Annotated in this window: 16 protein-coding genes; 10 read left to right on the top strand and 6 right to left on the bottom strand. The window is 33.7% G+C overall.

From position 1 onward, the window contains the following. Positions 1-210: 210 nt before the first annotated feature. Positions 211-591 carry a RidA family protein gene (locus K345_RS0103650; RefSeq protein WP_028973028.1) on the top strand — a complete coding sequence of 127 codons (381 nt, stop codon included), beginning with the start codon at positions 211-213 and terminating at the stop codon, positions 589-591. Here the strand turns inward: K345_RS0103650 and K345_RS0103645 are convergent. Further along, on the bottom strand, positions 588-1,433 hold the full coding sequence (locus K345_RS0103645) for a GNAT family N-acetyltransferase (RefSeq protein ID WP_037571105.1): 846 nt from the start codon (positions 1,431-1,433) through the stop codon (positions 588-590). The two genes, K345_RS0103650 and K345_RS0103645, sit on opposite strands and share 4 nt — an antisense overlap. Positions 1,434-1,468: 35 nt before the next feature. Between K345_RS0103645 and K345_RS0103640 the strand changes: the two genes are divergently transcribed. Then, positions 1,469-1,711, top strand: a complete 243-nt coding sequence (locus K345_RS0103640) for a hypothetical protein (RefSeq protein WP_028973026.1) — start codon at positions 1,469-1,471, stop codon at positions 1,709-1,711. Here K345_RS0103640 and K345_RS0103635 read toward each other — a convergent pair. Then, on the bottom strand, positions 1,701-2,123 hold the full coding sequence (locus K345_RS0103635; protein ID WP_156888287.1) for an acyl-CoA thioesterase: 423 nt from the start codon (positions 2,121-2,123) through the stop codon (positions 1,701-1,703). The genes K345_RS0103640 and K345_RS0103635 overlap by 11 nt on opposite strands. A 212-nt stretch (positions 2,124-2,335) precedes the next feature. Here K345_RS0103635 and K345_RS0103630 point away from each other — a divergent pair, with 212 nt between their 5' ends. Further along, positions 2,336-3,070, top strand: coding sequence for a tetratricopeptide repeat protein (locus K345_RS0103630; protein ID WP_028973024.1), 735 nt, complete (start codon positions 2,336-2,338; stop codon positions 3,068-3,070). 22 nt (positions 3,071-3,092) lie between these two features. Here K345_RS0103630 and K345_RS0103625 read toward each other — a convergent pair whose 3' ends face one another. Further along, positions 3,093-3,572 carry a hypothetical protein gene (locus K345_RS0103625; protein WP_028973023.1) on the bottom strand — a complete coding sequence of 160 codons (480 nt, stop codon included), beginning with the start codon at positions 3,570-3,572 and terminating at the stop codon, positions 3,093-3,095. 93 nt (positions 3,573-3,665) lie between these two features. Here K345_RS0103625 and K345_RS19560 point away from each other — a divergent pair, with 93 nt between their 5' ends. The 7 genes from K345_RS19560 (at position 3,666) to K345_RS0103590 (ending at position 11,423) form a co-directional block, all read left to right on the top strand. Beyond that, positions 3,666-4,454, top strand: coding sequence for an alpha/beta hydrolase (locus tag K345_RS19560; protein ID WP_169714758.1), 789 nt, complete (start codon positions 3,666-3,668; stop codon positions 4,452-4,454). Positions 4,455-4,736: 282 nt separating this feature from the next. Continuing rightward, positions 4,737-5,507 (top strand): hypothetical protein, encoded by a 771-nt coding sequence (locus K345_RS0103615; RefSeq protein WP_028973022.1) that lies wholly within the window; start codon positions 4,737-4,739, stop codon positions 5,505-5,507. Positions 5,508-5,858: 351 nt separating this feature from the next. Then, positions 5,859-6,953, top strand: a complete 1,095-nt coding sequence (locus K345_RS0103610) for a Gfo/Idh/MocA family protein (RefSeq protein ID WP_028973021.1) — start codon at positions 5,859-5,861, stop codon at positions 6,951-6,953. Next, complete coding sequence (locus K345_RS0103605) at positions 6,943-7,845, top strand: DUF4421 family protein (RefSeq protein WP_028973020.1); 903 nt, start codon at positions 6,943-6,945, stop codon at positions 7,843-7,845. Before K345_RS0103610 ends, K345_RS0103605 begins: the two co-directional genes overlap by 11 nt. A 75-nt stretch (positions 7,846-7,920) precedes the next feature. After that, the gene (locus tag K345_RS0103600) at positions 7,921-9,717 is read left to right on the top strand and encodes an ABC transporter ATP-binding protein (RefSeq protein ID WP_053228036.1); all 1,797 of its coding nucleotides are present in this window, start codon (positions 7,921-7,923) and stop codon (positions 9,715-9,717) included. After that, on the top strand, positions 9,695-10,381 hold the full coding sequence (locus K345_RS0103595) for a response regulator transcription factor (protein WP_028973018.1): 687 nt from the start codon (positions 9,695-9,697) through the stop codon (positions 10,379-10,381). The genes K345_RS0103600 and K345_RS0103595 overlap by 23 nt, the downstream gene beginning before the upstream one ends. Further along, positions 10,365-11,423, top strand: a complete 1,059-nt coding sequence (locus K345_RS0103590) for a sensor histidine kinase (RefSeq protein ID WP_028973017.1) — start codon at positions 10,365-10,367, stop codon at positions 11,421-11,423. Before K345_RS0103595 ends, K345_RS0103590 begins: the two co-directional genes overlap by 17 nt. On the opposite strand, the gene K345_RS0103585 is transcribed toward K345_RS0103590, so the two are convergent. Genes K345_RS0103585 through K345_RS0103575 form a run of 3 tightly spaced genes read right to left on the bottom strand, consistent with a single transcriptional unit; the run spans position 11,420 to position 13,462 of the window. Further along, on the bottom strand, positions 11,420-12,592 hold the full coding sequence (locus tag K345_RS0103585) for an MFS transporter (RefSeq protein WP_028973016.1): 1,173 nt from the start codon (positions 12,590-12,592) through the stop codon (positions 11,420-11,422). The two genes, K345_RS0103590 and K345_RS0103585, sit on opposite strands and share 4 nt — an antisense overlap. Next, positions 12,576-13,007 carry a DMT family transporter gene (locus tag K345_RS0103580; protein WP_028973015.1) on the bottom strand — a complete coding sequence of 144 codons (432 nt, stop codon included), beginning with the start codon at positions 13,005-13,007 and terminating at the stop codon, positions 12,576-12,578. Before K345_RS0103580 ends, K345_RS0103585 begins: the two co-directional genes overlap by 17 nt. Continuing rightward, positions 13,004-13,462 carry a DMT family transporter gene (locus K345_RS0103575; protein WP_028973014.1) on the bottom strand — a complete coding sequence of 153 codons (459 nt, stop codon included), beginning with the start codon at positions 13,460-13,462 and terminating at the stop codon, positions 13,004-13,006. Before K345_RS0103575 ends, K345_RS0103580 begins: the two co-directional genes overlap by 4 nt. Positions 13,463-13,549 lie beyond the last annotated feature (87 nt).

Below are 13,549 nucleotides of genomic sequence, written 5' to 3'. Positions count from 1 at the left end.
TCGTAACATTGTTTGGCTTGGTTCCAGACTTCGAGTGCTTCCTGATCAAGAGAATATATTGGTAACAGGGAGCTTAATGTTAAAAAAAAGGAAATTATACAAATCTTATACATAATCATATCGCTGATATATATTGTGCTTTATTTTCCTTGGTTTTGTCAGCCCATATGAGTTAAATTAAGTTAAATTATTGTTAAACGGGAGTAAAGAATGAAAAAATCGATAAGCACTAATCAGGCACCTCAGGCCATAGGTCCTTATTCTCAAGCGACAGCTGTAGGAAATTTAGTATTTGTTTCTGGTCAAATACCTTTAGATCCCAATACTGGACAGATTATTGGCTCAGATATAAAGACACAAACAAAACAGTCCTTTGAAAACATAAAAGGAATATTAACTTCCCAAGGTTTAACTATGAATCATGTAGCTAAAGCAACAGTATTACTAGCTGATATTCAAGATTTTGCCGGAATGAACGAAGTTTATGCAGAATATTTTGATGAACCCTATCCTGCTAGAGCTGCTTTTGCTGTAAAAGACCTACCTAAAGGTGCTTTAGTTGAAATTGAAGTAATAGCTAGTATTGATTAGGGAAGTTTGTTTGGTGTTATACGCCAATATTCATACATACAGTTTGTAACAAAACCACAACTTGTATAGAGGTTAAGGGCATTATTGTTCTTTACCTCTACTTCCAAAGTTATAGTTTTATCAGGATATTTATTTTGGGCATAAGCTACTAGGTTTTTTAGTGCTGTCTTACCATGACCTTTTGATCTGTAATTATTTATAATCCCAAATCCATAAATATAACAGGATGTAGATTCTACATAGAGTCCGATTTGACCTATCATTGTTGAATTTTTATATATAGTGAAATGTTCTCTTAGGTTTGATTGAAATATCTCATCGTATCGTTGATGAGCTTCTTCTTCTGTTATATTGAAAGCCTCTTTAGTTAGGGTAATGAGGAATGCTTTTTCTTCTTTTTCACTTTTTATCAGTTTTAGAGTGTCATTTTCTTTTAATATATCACCTTTGTAGGTCATAGCATATTCACTAAAGTCATATTGAGCACCCCAATTTTGTATTACTCCTAATGACGTGTCTAATTGAGAGTCAATGGGAAATAAAATAGTTGATATCTTTATTTTATGGACATATTTCTTCACAGAATGAATTAAAGATTTAAAATAGCCTTGATTTCTATACTCTGGATGGGTAAAACCATAGACCTCTGCTTCTTCACTAAAAGGGGCGAATAGATAGATAGCACTGATAAGTTTGTCTTCTTTATAGTATAAGAAAAAGTGCTTAGCTTCAGGCTCAAAACTATAATCTATTTGATCATGGTTATTGCAAATATGTATTAGTTGAGCAAAATTATTAATGTGCTCAGGTGTTAAGTTATCAACATTAATTATGATATCCATAGAACTATAATAGATGATATTAAGGTGGTAAGAGAATGACATTTAAAGAAAAAGTCGAAGAAATATTAGCAGCTGTTAAGGGCTTTAGTGGTAGAGATGTTATCTATCTGCGGGACATGACTAAAGGCTGTAGCGTTTATAAGTTTTATATAAATGGTAATGAAAAACGCATTTTGATTTCAGAAAGCCGTCTGGAAACGGATAATATAGATGACATCATTAATTGGATTAGGGCAAATTTTTCTGAATTATCACAGATTAGTCAAATTAAATATTAGTCATAAGTTCTATTTCTTCTGTGTATAATTGGCGAAGTTTGTCAGGGATAGGAGTTGGTCTTTCCTTTGATAGATCCCAAAAAGCACCCACTTGTGTACCAATACAATGAATATGGGATTCTGTATAAATCTGAAACTTAAACTCCCATTTCATTCTTTCCATTTTTGTGACAATTCCTTTACCTACAGGCTTGTCGTGTATAGTAAGGGGTCTTTTGTATTCAATTTCTGTTTTCATCAGAATAGGAGCAATGTTTTCATTTATCATCCTAGAAAAAGGATAATTTTCATCTAAAAATACCTGACGAATATCTTCGAACCATCTCACATAATGTACATTACTGACTATACCCATTACGTCTATATCATAACCTTTGATACTAATAGGCTTAATTACTACTAACTTACTCATACTGTGCATTTTCTCACATTTTGTAATATTGAATCAATTGATCTTGTTAAAAAATATAATTTGTAACAGTAATTCCTCGAATGTAATATAATATAAGATTGTGTCAGTTCTGTATTGAAGGGAGTATGAATGGATCATACAGTACGAGGCTTTATAGTTGGAACATCATTCTTTTGTAGCCGAGTGCTATAAGAAATAGGAACAGGATAAATATGTTAAATAAAAAAAGAATGTTGATCTACCTGACCTTTACTTTGTTTATGCTAACAATAAGTTTCTTTCTTGCCTATTATTTCCTTGGCATGCTTTGGGGATATCTTATAGTCTCTATTCTTGGAGTCTGGTTATTTCTTATCAGTATTCATATAAAGCGATATTCTTATTATCAATCTATTCTCTCAGAAATATATTCATCATCAAATGAAGGCATAAGTAATGAATCAATACAGTTTTTTGTCAAACCTATTACTGGATTTATTCGTCCTTTCCATTTATTTAAGGGACAGCTTTTTATTCTGTATTCTAATGAGGATGTTGAAGGTTTACGTCATGCTTTACTCAAGAGATATGTCCGTAAAAAGAAGGATAATGTTTTAGATTTCTATAGAGCTTATATTCAATATATGGATAGTCAATTTGAGCAAGCCTATCGTAGCTTTCAAAATATTATTTCTTGTGAGCCATTAAGGGAAGCCTATTTTTATAGTGCCCTTTGTCAGCTCTATCTTGATAATAAAGACAGGGCTGAGTCTTTATTTACAGAGTTATTAGGTAGGGATAGTAATTATTATTTAGCTTATTTTTACTTAGGAATGTTGATTTACAATAAGAATAAAAAACAGGCATTACCTTTTTTCTATAAATTTCTTGAATTTGAGGCAATAAATAGTCATGAAGGTTTATTTGAATCTGCTAGAATTTTTATTAATGAAATAGGGGAGAATTAATATTCCCCCATAAAATATTTATTTACTCAGTTAGTTCAAAACTTAAAACAACTTTGATAAGTTGATCTTTGTATTTTTCCCATTGGCTTCTGAGAGTAGTACCTGTCGTGAGATAGATATAATTATCTTTTTTAATAGCTATTGCATATCCATGTATATCTTGGCCCTGTAAAACTCCCATATATTCCATATTTAGTTTTCCCTCATCAATAACACTAATGATTACTTCAATTCCCAATTGCTGGAATTGTGATTCACTAATTTTTTTGTAATCTTCAAGGGAGCCTGAATAATCTTGGGTCATGATATTTACACTTGGTGCAAAACCTTTGTCAGTAGGTAGGAACATCATTAAAATTTGATGACCTTGGGCAGTAGTCTCTGATTCTAGTGTATCTATCGAAAAGCCTTCATTTAGATAGGTGATCTTACTTTCTGTTTGTGTTGTCGCACAGGACATCATTACCCCTATAATAAGAAGTAATCCCAATATTCTCTTCATATAATTCTCCTTTTCATCAATAATAACTATATAACAGTTTTTAAACAGAAACTAAATGGTAATTAAGATATTAAGTGAAGTACTATGAATATAATGAATATACAGACATTAAAATATGGACCAGATTCTCATCAAGTTGGTGATTTATACCTTACAGAAGGAAAGCCCAAAGCCACTCTTTGCCTCTTTCATGGAGGATTTTGGATGTTACAATATGATAGACATCAAATGGACGCTATTTCGATATTTCTTCTTAACCAGGGATATACCGTTTGGAATATAGAGTATAGAAGAGCTGGTTATGAGGGAGGAGGTTATCCAGGGACATTGGAAGACGTTATTGATGCTGTTAATTATTTGGGTGAATTAAGTAGAGAGTATCATAATATTACAATGAACCAGTTGTACTTCATTGGCCATTCGGCCGGTGGGCATCTAGCTTTTTGGTTAAGTAAAAAGGGAAAGGGTGTTACAGATAAACGTTTACTCTATTCTCCCATACGTATTATTGGTTTGGCTCCTGCATTAGATCTAGTATCAATCTTTGATTTATATAAAGGAAAATATGTTCTACCTTTTATAGGTGGTGCACCTCAAGATTTTCCTGATCGCTATAAACATGTCTCACCCATAGAAATGCTTCCTTTAAATCATAAGCAATTAATAATAATAGGAGAAAAGGATAGCATAATACCTGTTAAGCAAATGAAAGATTATATTTCAAAAGCTAGCTCAATGAATGAAGAGGTTCAGCTCATAGAAGTTGAAGGAGGTGAACATATGGATTTTGTTGATTCTCATAGTTCTTCCTTTATAGAACTATTGAATTATTTAGATAGTGGGCAAGAAGGACAATTGTCTATGTCTGAATTTGTCAATTGACGAATTTGGAATTTATCAATTGTTATCATAGGAATTCTTAAGGCTAGAATTCTGTCAAATCCAGGCTGGTTTGGTGTCTTGCTCAGGCTAAAATTCTGTCTACCTCAGGCTCTCTGGGTGTCTGGCTCAAGCTAGAATTCTGATAAGGTCAGGCTGGAATTGTATCAGTCTCAATTGAGAAAATAAAATCACTTAGAAGTCCTTGCTTTAAATAAGAAATATTTCAGAAATAAATACCTAAGATAATCTTGTAAAATGCTTAGTCTCTGTTATGATCGTAATATGGAAGATCGAATAGTTAAAATTTGCGATATAGATAATCAGGTAATTGCAGAAGAAATATCAGAGTGCTTAACTCAGGAAGAAATACCTTTTCATATAACAAAAAAACAAATAAGTGGATATCCTGGCGTATTAGAAACTGATTTTACCTATGCCATATTAGAAGCTCCAGAAAGTTATAGAAATCAAATTGGTGAATTACTTGGTAATATAATTAAAATACCAAATACCCATGATACTATTTTGTCTCAAGATAAGAGCGGTATAAAAATATTAGTTACTATTAGTTTTATTATTTTACTTGGATTAGCGTTATATACCTTATACAGTTTCATTAGTGACTATATGATGATTAAAAAATATTATAACAAAGACAGGGCTAATTTTATAAATCAAATGAGTAATAACCAGTATACACAAACTTTGAAAACAAACCCTAATATCAAATGGGTGTATATTGATGAAAACTCCAATGGTAATATTGAGAAGGTTCAAGTTTATGGAATTGCAGGCCAACTATTATATGAATACTACGATGATAATGAGAATGGAATTTATGAACGGAATATCATATACAATACAACAGGATCTCCTCTCATTATTAATCAAGACAAGAATGAAGATCTAATCGTTGACGAACAAATGGTCATGGGTGATAAAGAAGGATCCTACACCATCTATAAAGATCTAGATGGTGATAGTCTATTTGATCAAAAAGAAATTTATATAAATAACAAAATAATCAAAAATAGGGATCCTTCTATTAAATAGAGCTATTCTACTGTATTAGCTTGTGTATGGTATGTTCTAGAGATAAGCATGGCTATACCCATTTTGTTGCCCCTGATTCATCAACCACAGGATAGGAGACTCTAACATTGTGAATCAATACTTTGGGAGTTTTTAATTGAGGTAGTAGTATCATCCTTAGGGCTGTATCCGATTTTTGTCTATTTTTATATTTATAAAGTACATTTTTGATGGTTTGTAAATTTTCTTTTTAGAAGTTGAGAATGATATTCTTACTCCTGTAATCTGAAATGAGAAGCAAAAAGATAGCACAAATAATGTAACCATTATAGACTTTACTTATCTGTTTTAAAGAATTCTAAGGGGTAGGTATTGTCACAGTTAAAAGTTGTATTAATTGGAGCTGGAAAAAGGGCTGAAAATATTTTTATACCCATCCTAGAGCAACTATCAAGTTATTGTTCCTTAGTGGGAGTTATGAGTAGAACAGAAGAAAAAGTGGCTTATTTTGGGAGAAAATATAATATTCCTTGGTTCACGGACTTGGAAAAACTGGTTAATCAAACAAAACCTGATATTGCTATTATTACTACTTCTAGAGATCAGCATTTGGAACCTTTCTTAAAACTAGCGGATATGGGTGTCTCTCTGTTGGTGGAGACTCCCCTTGCTGAAACCAGGGAAGATATGGAGCTTATGCTTAATGTTAAGAAGGAAAAAGATATTTATGTTGAGGTTGTTGAACAATACTTTCGTTACCCTAGAATGCAACTCATTAAGAAAATCCTATCAGAAGGAATAATAGGCATCCCCCAATTAGTTTTTAGTGTTTCGGTTGCTCATGGATATCATGGCTTGAGTCTTCTGAGAAATATAGTTGGATTTGACAGAAAACCTATCAGTGTTTCAGCTCATGAACAAAATTTTGAAGTCATGAATCATATTTGGCGTAAGGGATATCCCCTACGAAATACAGAGAACTGGCAACACGGTATGATTACTTATGACTCGGGTCAAAGTGGTGTTTATCATTATTCGAGTTTGACCTATGGATCCCCTATGCGTCAAAACAGAAGGGATAATCCCTTCCTGATCTACGGAATGCAAGGGATGATTATGAATGATAGTATTAATTATATTGATCAGTTAAGTACAAACCATAATGTCAAAATGAAAAGAAATAATGTAGTGAAAAATAACTTAGATATTACCAATGCGATGAGTATTGGTGGTTCTATAAATCTAGAGTGGGAGAATCCTCTAAGACATTTAGAATTGGATGATGACTTATTAAGTATTGCCTTGTGTCTTAAAAACTTAATCGAGGCTGTTCAAGGCCAGGGTTGCTTAGATTATGGTATGTTCAATGCCTATATAGATAGAAGGACAGAGCTAGCATTAGAGGAGTCATGGCACAATAATAATAGTTCTCTTTCCTTAGATTGGGGTCATTGGTTTGATAAATAAGAGAATATGTTTAGCCCTCATTCTATTTAGTTTTTTAACTCTGACACTATTTAGTGAGGATGAGAAAACTCCTTTTATATTGCAATATAATTTAGCTACCATAATTCAACAACTTAATATTGCTAGTGTTGATGATCCTGATAACAGTCAAGCTTTTGTTCCAAATGCCCCTTTAATTCCTGGAATTTCTCTCCTTTATGGTCGATTTAGTGGTTCTATTTCTTATGCCCTGGTCAGTGTTCAAGATAATGATGTTTATGGGGCGTCTGAATACTCTAGCTTTGGATTGTCCTATTACCGTGATAACTGGGGATTGGCAGGACGATTTGTTCGAAATAAAGGTTTTTACTTAGATTCCTCAGAGGATTCTGATTATGAGAAATATCCTAGTATGATGTTATATGATTTGAATGCTGAATTTATATTTAAACTTAGTAAGAAAGATCTTTCCTTAAAAGGTGTCATGAATGAGTTTGATAATTTATCTGAATCAGGTGGTGCCTGGTTGGGTATGATGACTTATAATTATCATAACTTGGATGATATCGCAGATGTTGTTGGTGATAATGTATCGGAAGCTTCTTTTCAATCTTTTGGTCTTTTACCCGGTTATACATATTCCTATGTCAAAAGCTATTTCTTTGTCCGCGGATTATTGTTTGTCGGTCCTGCAGTCCAGTATCAAAACTATATCTATACTGACCGTTATTCTGATCGAATAACCTATGTGTTTATGTTAAAAGCCAATCTCAATATAGGTGTGGACAGGCCCAAGAATTATTGGGGTTTTAATTGGGATTTAGATTATACAAACCTGGCTAGACTCAACGATCATATTGAACTATCTACTTCTACCAGTGGAGTTAAATTATATTATGGTCACCGATATTAAAATAAAGTAAGAGTTTAAATACAGTTTACATTTGTTTTTTATCTTGTATTCATCAAGGATGATAAGGAGGAATTTATGCCACATCCTACATTAATTGAATACAAGCCTAGCAATGATGGAAGCCAATTTACTATAAAACGTTTCTGGGCTCTTATAGCTAAAAGCAAGCCATCGATTGGACTATTCTCAATTGCAATTTTCTTAAGTCTAGTTACCTCTTTAACGAGCTTAGTCGTTCCCATATTAACCAAAGGACTTATTGATGGATTCAGTTTATCAAATATCAAAACCTATCAAATTATTTTATTAGTGTTAGCCTTTATTGCTCAAATAGGATTATCCGTGTTGGCAGCCTACTTATTAACAATTGTTGGACAAAGGATTGTATCAGGGTTGCGGAAACTATTATGGAAAAAACAACTCCATTTACCAGTATCCTTTTTTGACAATCACATATCTGGTGATATGGTATCACGTATGACGAATGATACTGCTATTATCAAAGACCTTATAACGAATTATTTGTCTAGTTTTATATCAGGAGTTATTTCTATAATTGGTGCCTATGTCTTACTTCTCTATTTAGATTGGCAGATGACTCTTGTAATGACTTTAGCTGTTCCCCTCGCTTTTGGAATATTGATGCCCATGGGGAAGCATATGCACCGAATTGGTCGTGATTCCATGTCGGCCACTGCTTCCTTTACAGGTTTCTTGAGCCAAACATTATCTGAAATACGATTAGTTAAATCATCAAATACAGAAAAAGTTGAATATTCAAAGGGGGCTCATTTTGTTGATTCCTTGTATCATCTTGGAGTCAAAGAAGGAAAGGTTCAGGCTCTTGTTAGACCTATGATGACCTTCGTTACGATGGGCTTACTCGTGGTAATTGTTGGACTTGGTGGTTACAAAGTATCTAATGGGGGAATGAGCGCTGGTGACCTGGTGGCCTTCATCTTATACTTTGTACAGATTATTATGCCAATGACTCAATTATCAATGTTTATTACACAACTTAGTAAGACAAGAGGGGCTACGGAAAGTATTATTAGTATAATGGAAGAAGTAGATGAGGTATTAGAGTCAGGTCATTCTCTATCAATTATTGATAAGGTCATTAGTTTTCAGAATGTAAGTTTCTCATATGCCTCAAATGATGAAGAACAACTTCATAATTTGTGTTTTACCATAGTGCCGGGGGCGGTCACAGCATTTGTAGGACCATCAGGAGGTGGTAAATCTACCATATTCGCTTTACTAGAAAGATATTATCATCCTGCTAGTGGTTATATCAGCTATGATGGCGAACCAATTAACTTTTACTCACTTGAATCTTGGCGAAAGAACATTGGTTATGTAAGTCAGGATACTCCCATTATTGCTGGAACTATATATGATAATATTTGCTACGGCTTAACCCATGAAGTAGATGATTCTTTATTAGAAATAGCTACTCGTTCTGCTTATATTTATGACTTTATTTCATCACTACCTGAGGGGTATAGTACCCAAGTTGGTGAAAGAGGCGTGAAATTATCAGGTGGGCAACGTCAACGAATAGCTATTGCGAGAGCTTTTCTGAGAAATCCGCAAATTCTTATGTTAGATGAAGCAACAGCTAATTTAGATAGTGATTCAGAAATATGGGTTCAGGAAGCTCTTAAAAATTTGATGAAAGATCGTACTGTCGTTATCATTGCTCATCGTTTATCAACGGTTATTGATGCGGATAAAATAATATTTATAGATAAGGGAATTGTTACTGGGGAAGGAAGCCATTCGGATTTATATGAAAAACATCCTCTTTATCGAAAATTCTCTGAACATCAATTGAATAAAGGAAGTTATGGCTCACATATTGTTAGTTGATGATGACTACCACATTCAGCAGTTAGTTTCTCACATCTTACAAGGTGCTGGGTATTTAGTTACGATTGCTTCTGATGGTAAAGAGGGCTTATCCCTCTTTAATAGATCAGACTTTGATTTAATTGTATTGGATGTGATGATGCCCCATATGGATGGTTGGGAATTTTGTACCACCATCCGTAAAAGCTCAGATTTACCTATTTTATTTCTATCTGCAAAGAGTCAGGTTGTAGACAAAGTTAAAGGTTTGAAAATGGGTAGTGATGACTATCTTACCAAGCCTTTTGAGGCAATAGAATTGTTAGCAAGAATAAAGGCATTACTAAGACGATATGGAATACAAAATACGGGTGTTATTAGTATTGGTAAGATTATCCTTGATCAATGTCGCTATCATGTGAACTTTAATGGGAAAGAGATAGATTTGCCTTTAAAAGAATTTCGCTTGTTGTTTAAGTTGGCAGAATCACCAGGGCGAACATTTACCCGAGAGCAACTCTTAGCAGATATTTGGGGAATGGATTTTGAAGGTGTTGATAGAACTGTAGATGTTCATATTAATAGATTAAGAGATAAATTCCCTTCTGCCTTAGCTGGTTTTGAAATACAAACCATTCGTGGGTTAGGTTATAAGGTAAAGATAATAGATGAAAAAAAGAAATAATCATGGCCTTCATACTTTTGTGTATTTATTTTGTACCGTATGCCTTATGTGGATTAATAGTGTTCTATTATATGCTATTTATAACCAAGTTGAGTTCCACATTGATCATGAATTACCTATCTTACTTAAATTATTCTTATTATTTTTTTTCACAATGTTATTAATGATATTGGAAATGCCAATAATTTCACTCTTTAGACCCAATTGGCAAGATCCCTTTACTTACTTCCTAGATACTTTTAAGAAAGTAGGTGAGGGCGAATTTGAAATTCCTAAAATCAAGCATAGTTATAGAGGTCGCTTTGATAGATTAGCGGAAGGGATGAATGAAATGGTTGATTCTTTAAAGGCTGTCGAAGCGATGCGCCAAGAGTTTATATCTACAGTGTCCCATGAAATACAATCTCCATTAACATCGATTAAAGGTTTTGCTTCTATATTAAAAGAGGAATCTTTGCCTTTAGCAAAGCAAAAACACTATTTAAGTATTATTGAAGATGAATGTAGGCGTTTATCATCGATAAGTGATAATTTACTGCAACTAACGAGACTGGAACGACTGGATAATACAGTAGATAAACATAATTTTTATCTAGATCAACAAATTAGGAGTTGTGTATTAAATTGCGAGTCTCAATGGACAGCTAAAAACATAGATATTGTTCTAGATTTGGAGCCTGTTGAATTCTTAGGTGCTGAGGAACTTTTATTTCACGTCTGGTCAAATATAATACATAATGGCATTAAATTTTCTCCTACAGATTCAACAATACAAATCACAATGTCAATATCAGATACCTTTGTAATAGTAGTTTTTTTAGATGAAGGAATAGGGATAGAAGGAGACAATATTCCCCTTCTATTTGATCGATTCTTTAAAGCAGATAAATCAAGAAATCGAAATGATATTAACAATGGCAGCGGGTTAGGCTTATCCATTGTTAAAAAAATTGTAGAATTGCATGAAGGGCAAATAACTGCAGCGTCTCAAGGACTTGGTAAAGGGACATCCTTTACGATAACACTCCCTATACAAGACTAATGCTTCTTAGGTAGATATTCTGTTGAATAATAAACTATAGTGATAATAAGTACAGTAATAGCAATAGTCGAACTAAGATTCCATTGTCCTTTCGTATATGCCCAAGTTCCAATGGCCGATCCTATGGCACCTCCAATAAAGAACAAAGCCATAAATAATCCATTGAGGCGTCCTCTTAATTCATCTCCTAATGAATAGATTTGTTGTTGGCCTAATACTAGATTAAAGGATACAAAGGTATCGAGTAATACAGCGGAAATACAAAACATTATCAATGAAATATTACCAGTACTCCCCATATGGGTTATTAAAAAACTAAGTGAAACTAATACTATCGCCACTCCAGTAAGAGCCCTTGTATATCCTTTGTCCGCTAGGCGACCTGCAATAGGAGATCCAATGGCTCCGCCTACTCCTAGTAAAGTAAATAATGTTATCTGCCCTTGAGTGAGATTATAATGATCTTTTAACCACAATGGGGTAACTGTCCAGAATATACTGAAGGATCCAAATAGAGCTGCTTGATAAATAGCTCTTCTTCTGAGGATGGGGGTATGAATTAGTATTTGTCCCAATGAACGAATAACTTTTGAGTAACTAAGCTGAGTGTTTACCTGTCGTTTCGGTAATAAGGTAAATATCAATATTATTACAGTAAGTATGATAAGCGCAGATAGTGCATATACAAGTCTCCAACTATTAAAAGTTGCGATTAGGCTGGATAGTGGTCTGGAAAATAGAATTCCAAGAAAGAGTCCACTCATGATAGTTCCTACTGTTTTACCTCTTTCGTTAGCCTCTGACATACTGGCACCATAAGGAACAATAATTTGGGCCGTCACTGATCCAATTCCTAATATTGCTGAACCGAACAATAATAATAAGCTTTGATGACTAATCGTTATTATTAGTAAACCTATGAGTGCAAGAGCTAGTGTTGTGATCATTATTTTTTTGTTTTCCATCAAGTCACTTAGGGGGACAATAAAGATAAGTCCAATTACATAGCCAATTTGAGTCATTGTTACAATTAAGCCAGCAGTACTGGTCTTTAGATTAATATCTTTGCTTATTAAATCAATCAATGGTTGCGCATAATAAAGGTTGGCGACTATTAGTCCACATGAGATAGAAAGTAAAGGGATGGTCATTTTATTTAGTTTGTTCATTTAATTCTCCTATACATACACCAGATATCACAAGGGCAATACCCAATAATGTCCAATGTGGTGTGTCTATATTTCCCTTTAGTAAATCGATTATGGCAGCTAAAAATATCTGACCACCAATCATTAAAATGGTTGCCTTAGCTGTCCCTGTCCTTGGTATAAGATAATTGGCAAGACTCACATAAATCGCTCCTATGGCTCCACCTATAAAAATGTAAAATGGTGGATTTTTGATATTGATGGTCCATTTTCCTAAAAGAAATTGTAATAAAAGCATAAAAAGAAACCCTGTCACGTGATTCCAGATGGATGCTCCAATGGGAGAGGTCTTTGCCCCAAGTTGTGCATTCAAAGATCTACTTGTTATGACAAGAAATCCATTAATGAAGGCTAAAATTATGAACAGGATAATCATACAGTTTGCCCTGAATAGATAACTAAGATAGCTCCAGTCATAATTAATAGACTTCTGATGCCATCTAGAGGTCTTAGTTTTCTGGTAGAATTGCCGAAAAGTCCAAATCTATCAAATAGCAATGAAGTAATGGTCTGACCGAAAATAAAACAACTTAAACTTCCTGCTAATCCTAATGTTGAATTGACTGCAACATTCGCTGTAACTACCGCAAGAGCACCAGCTAGACCTCCCCAATAATAGTGAATAGATAGTTTTGGAGAGATAAGATTTTTTCTCTTTATAAACATCCATAGAAATACACTCATCAATAAACCGACAAAATGAACAATGAGTGAGGATGTGATGGGAGAAGTATAGTGGCTTAATAATCCATTTAAAAAGGTCATGATAGTTAATAATGTTCCTGCTCCAAGGGAAAGGGCTGGATAGATTAGATTTCTATTACGGGGCATATATCTTCCTTTTAAGTATCTTAATATCAAGATAAATACAATATTAGCTTGATGTCAAGATACTTGACATCAATTTTTTATTCTGTA

This window comes from Spirochaeta cellobiosiphila DSM 17781 (genome assembly GCF_000426705.1).
Lineage (GTDB): Bacteria > Spirochaetota > Spirochaetia > DSM-17781 > DSM-17781 > Spirochaeta_E > Spirochaeta_E cellobiosiphila.
This window is presented reverse-complemented; position numbering and strand designations above follow the sequence as displayed.

Excerpts from the sequence above, each read along its gene's own strand:
- K345_RS0103585 (WP_028973016.1), bottom strand. The coding sequence starts at position 12,592 with ATGAACAAACTAAATAAAATGACCATCCCTTTACTTTCTATCTCATGT.
- K345_RS0103640 (WP_028973026.1), top strand. The coding sequence starts at position 1,469 with ATGACATTTAAAGAAAAAGTCGAAGAAATATTAGCAGCTGTTAAGGGC.
- K345_RS0103635 (WP_156888287.1), bottom strand. The coding sequence starts at position 2,123 with ATGAGTAAGTTAGTAGTAATTAAGCCTATTAGTATCAAAGGTTATGAT.
- K345_RS0103645 (WP_037571105.1), bottom strand. The coding sequence starts at position 1,433 with ATGGATATCATAATTAATGTTGATAACTTAACACCTGAGCACATTAAT.
- K345_RS0103615 (WP_028973022.1), top strand. The coding sequence starts at position 4,737 with ATGGAAGATCGAATAGTTAAAATTTGCGATATAGATAATCAGGTAATT.
- K345_RS0103575 (WP_028973014.1), bottom strand. The coding sequence starts at position 13,462 with ATGCCCCGTAATAGAAATCTAATCTATCCAGCCCTTTCCCTTGGAGCA.
- K345_RS0103650 (WP_028973028.1), top strand. The coding sequence starts at position 211 with ATGAAAAAATCGATAAGCACTAATCAGGCACCTCAGGCCATAGGTCCT.
- K345_RS0103590 (WP_028973017.1), top strand. The coding sequence starts at position 10,365 with ATGAAAAAAAGAAATAATCATGGCCTTCATACTTTTGTGTATTTATTT.
- K345_RS0103580 (WP_028973015.1), bottom strand. The coding sequence starts at position 13,007 with ATGATTATCCTGTTCATAATTTTAGCCTTCATTAATGGATTTCTTGTC.
- K345_RS0103600 (WP_053228036.1), top strand. The coding sequence starts at position 7,921 with ATGCCACATCCTACATTAATTGAATACAAGCCTAGCAATGATGGAAGC.
- K345_RS0103630 (WP_028973024.1), top strand. The coding sequence starts at position 2,336 with ATGTTAAATAAAAAAAGAATGTTGATCTACCTGACCTTTACTTTGTTT.
- K345_RS19560 (WP_169714758.1), top strand. The coding sequence starts at position 3,666 with ATGAATATACAGACATTAAAATATGGACCAGATTCTCATCAAGTTGGT.
- K345_RS0103595 (WP_028973018.1), top strand. The coding sequence starts at position 9,695 with ATGGCTCACATATTGTTAGTTGATGATGACTACCACATTCAGCAGTTA.
- K345_RS0103625 (WP_028973023.1), bottom strand. The coding sequence starts at position 3,572 with ATGAAGAGAATATTGGGATTACTTCTTATTATAGGGGTAATGATGTCC.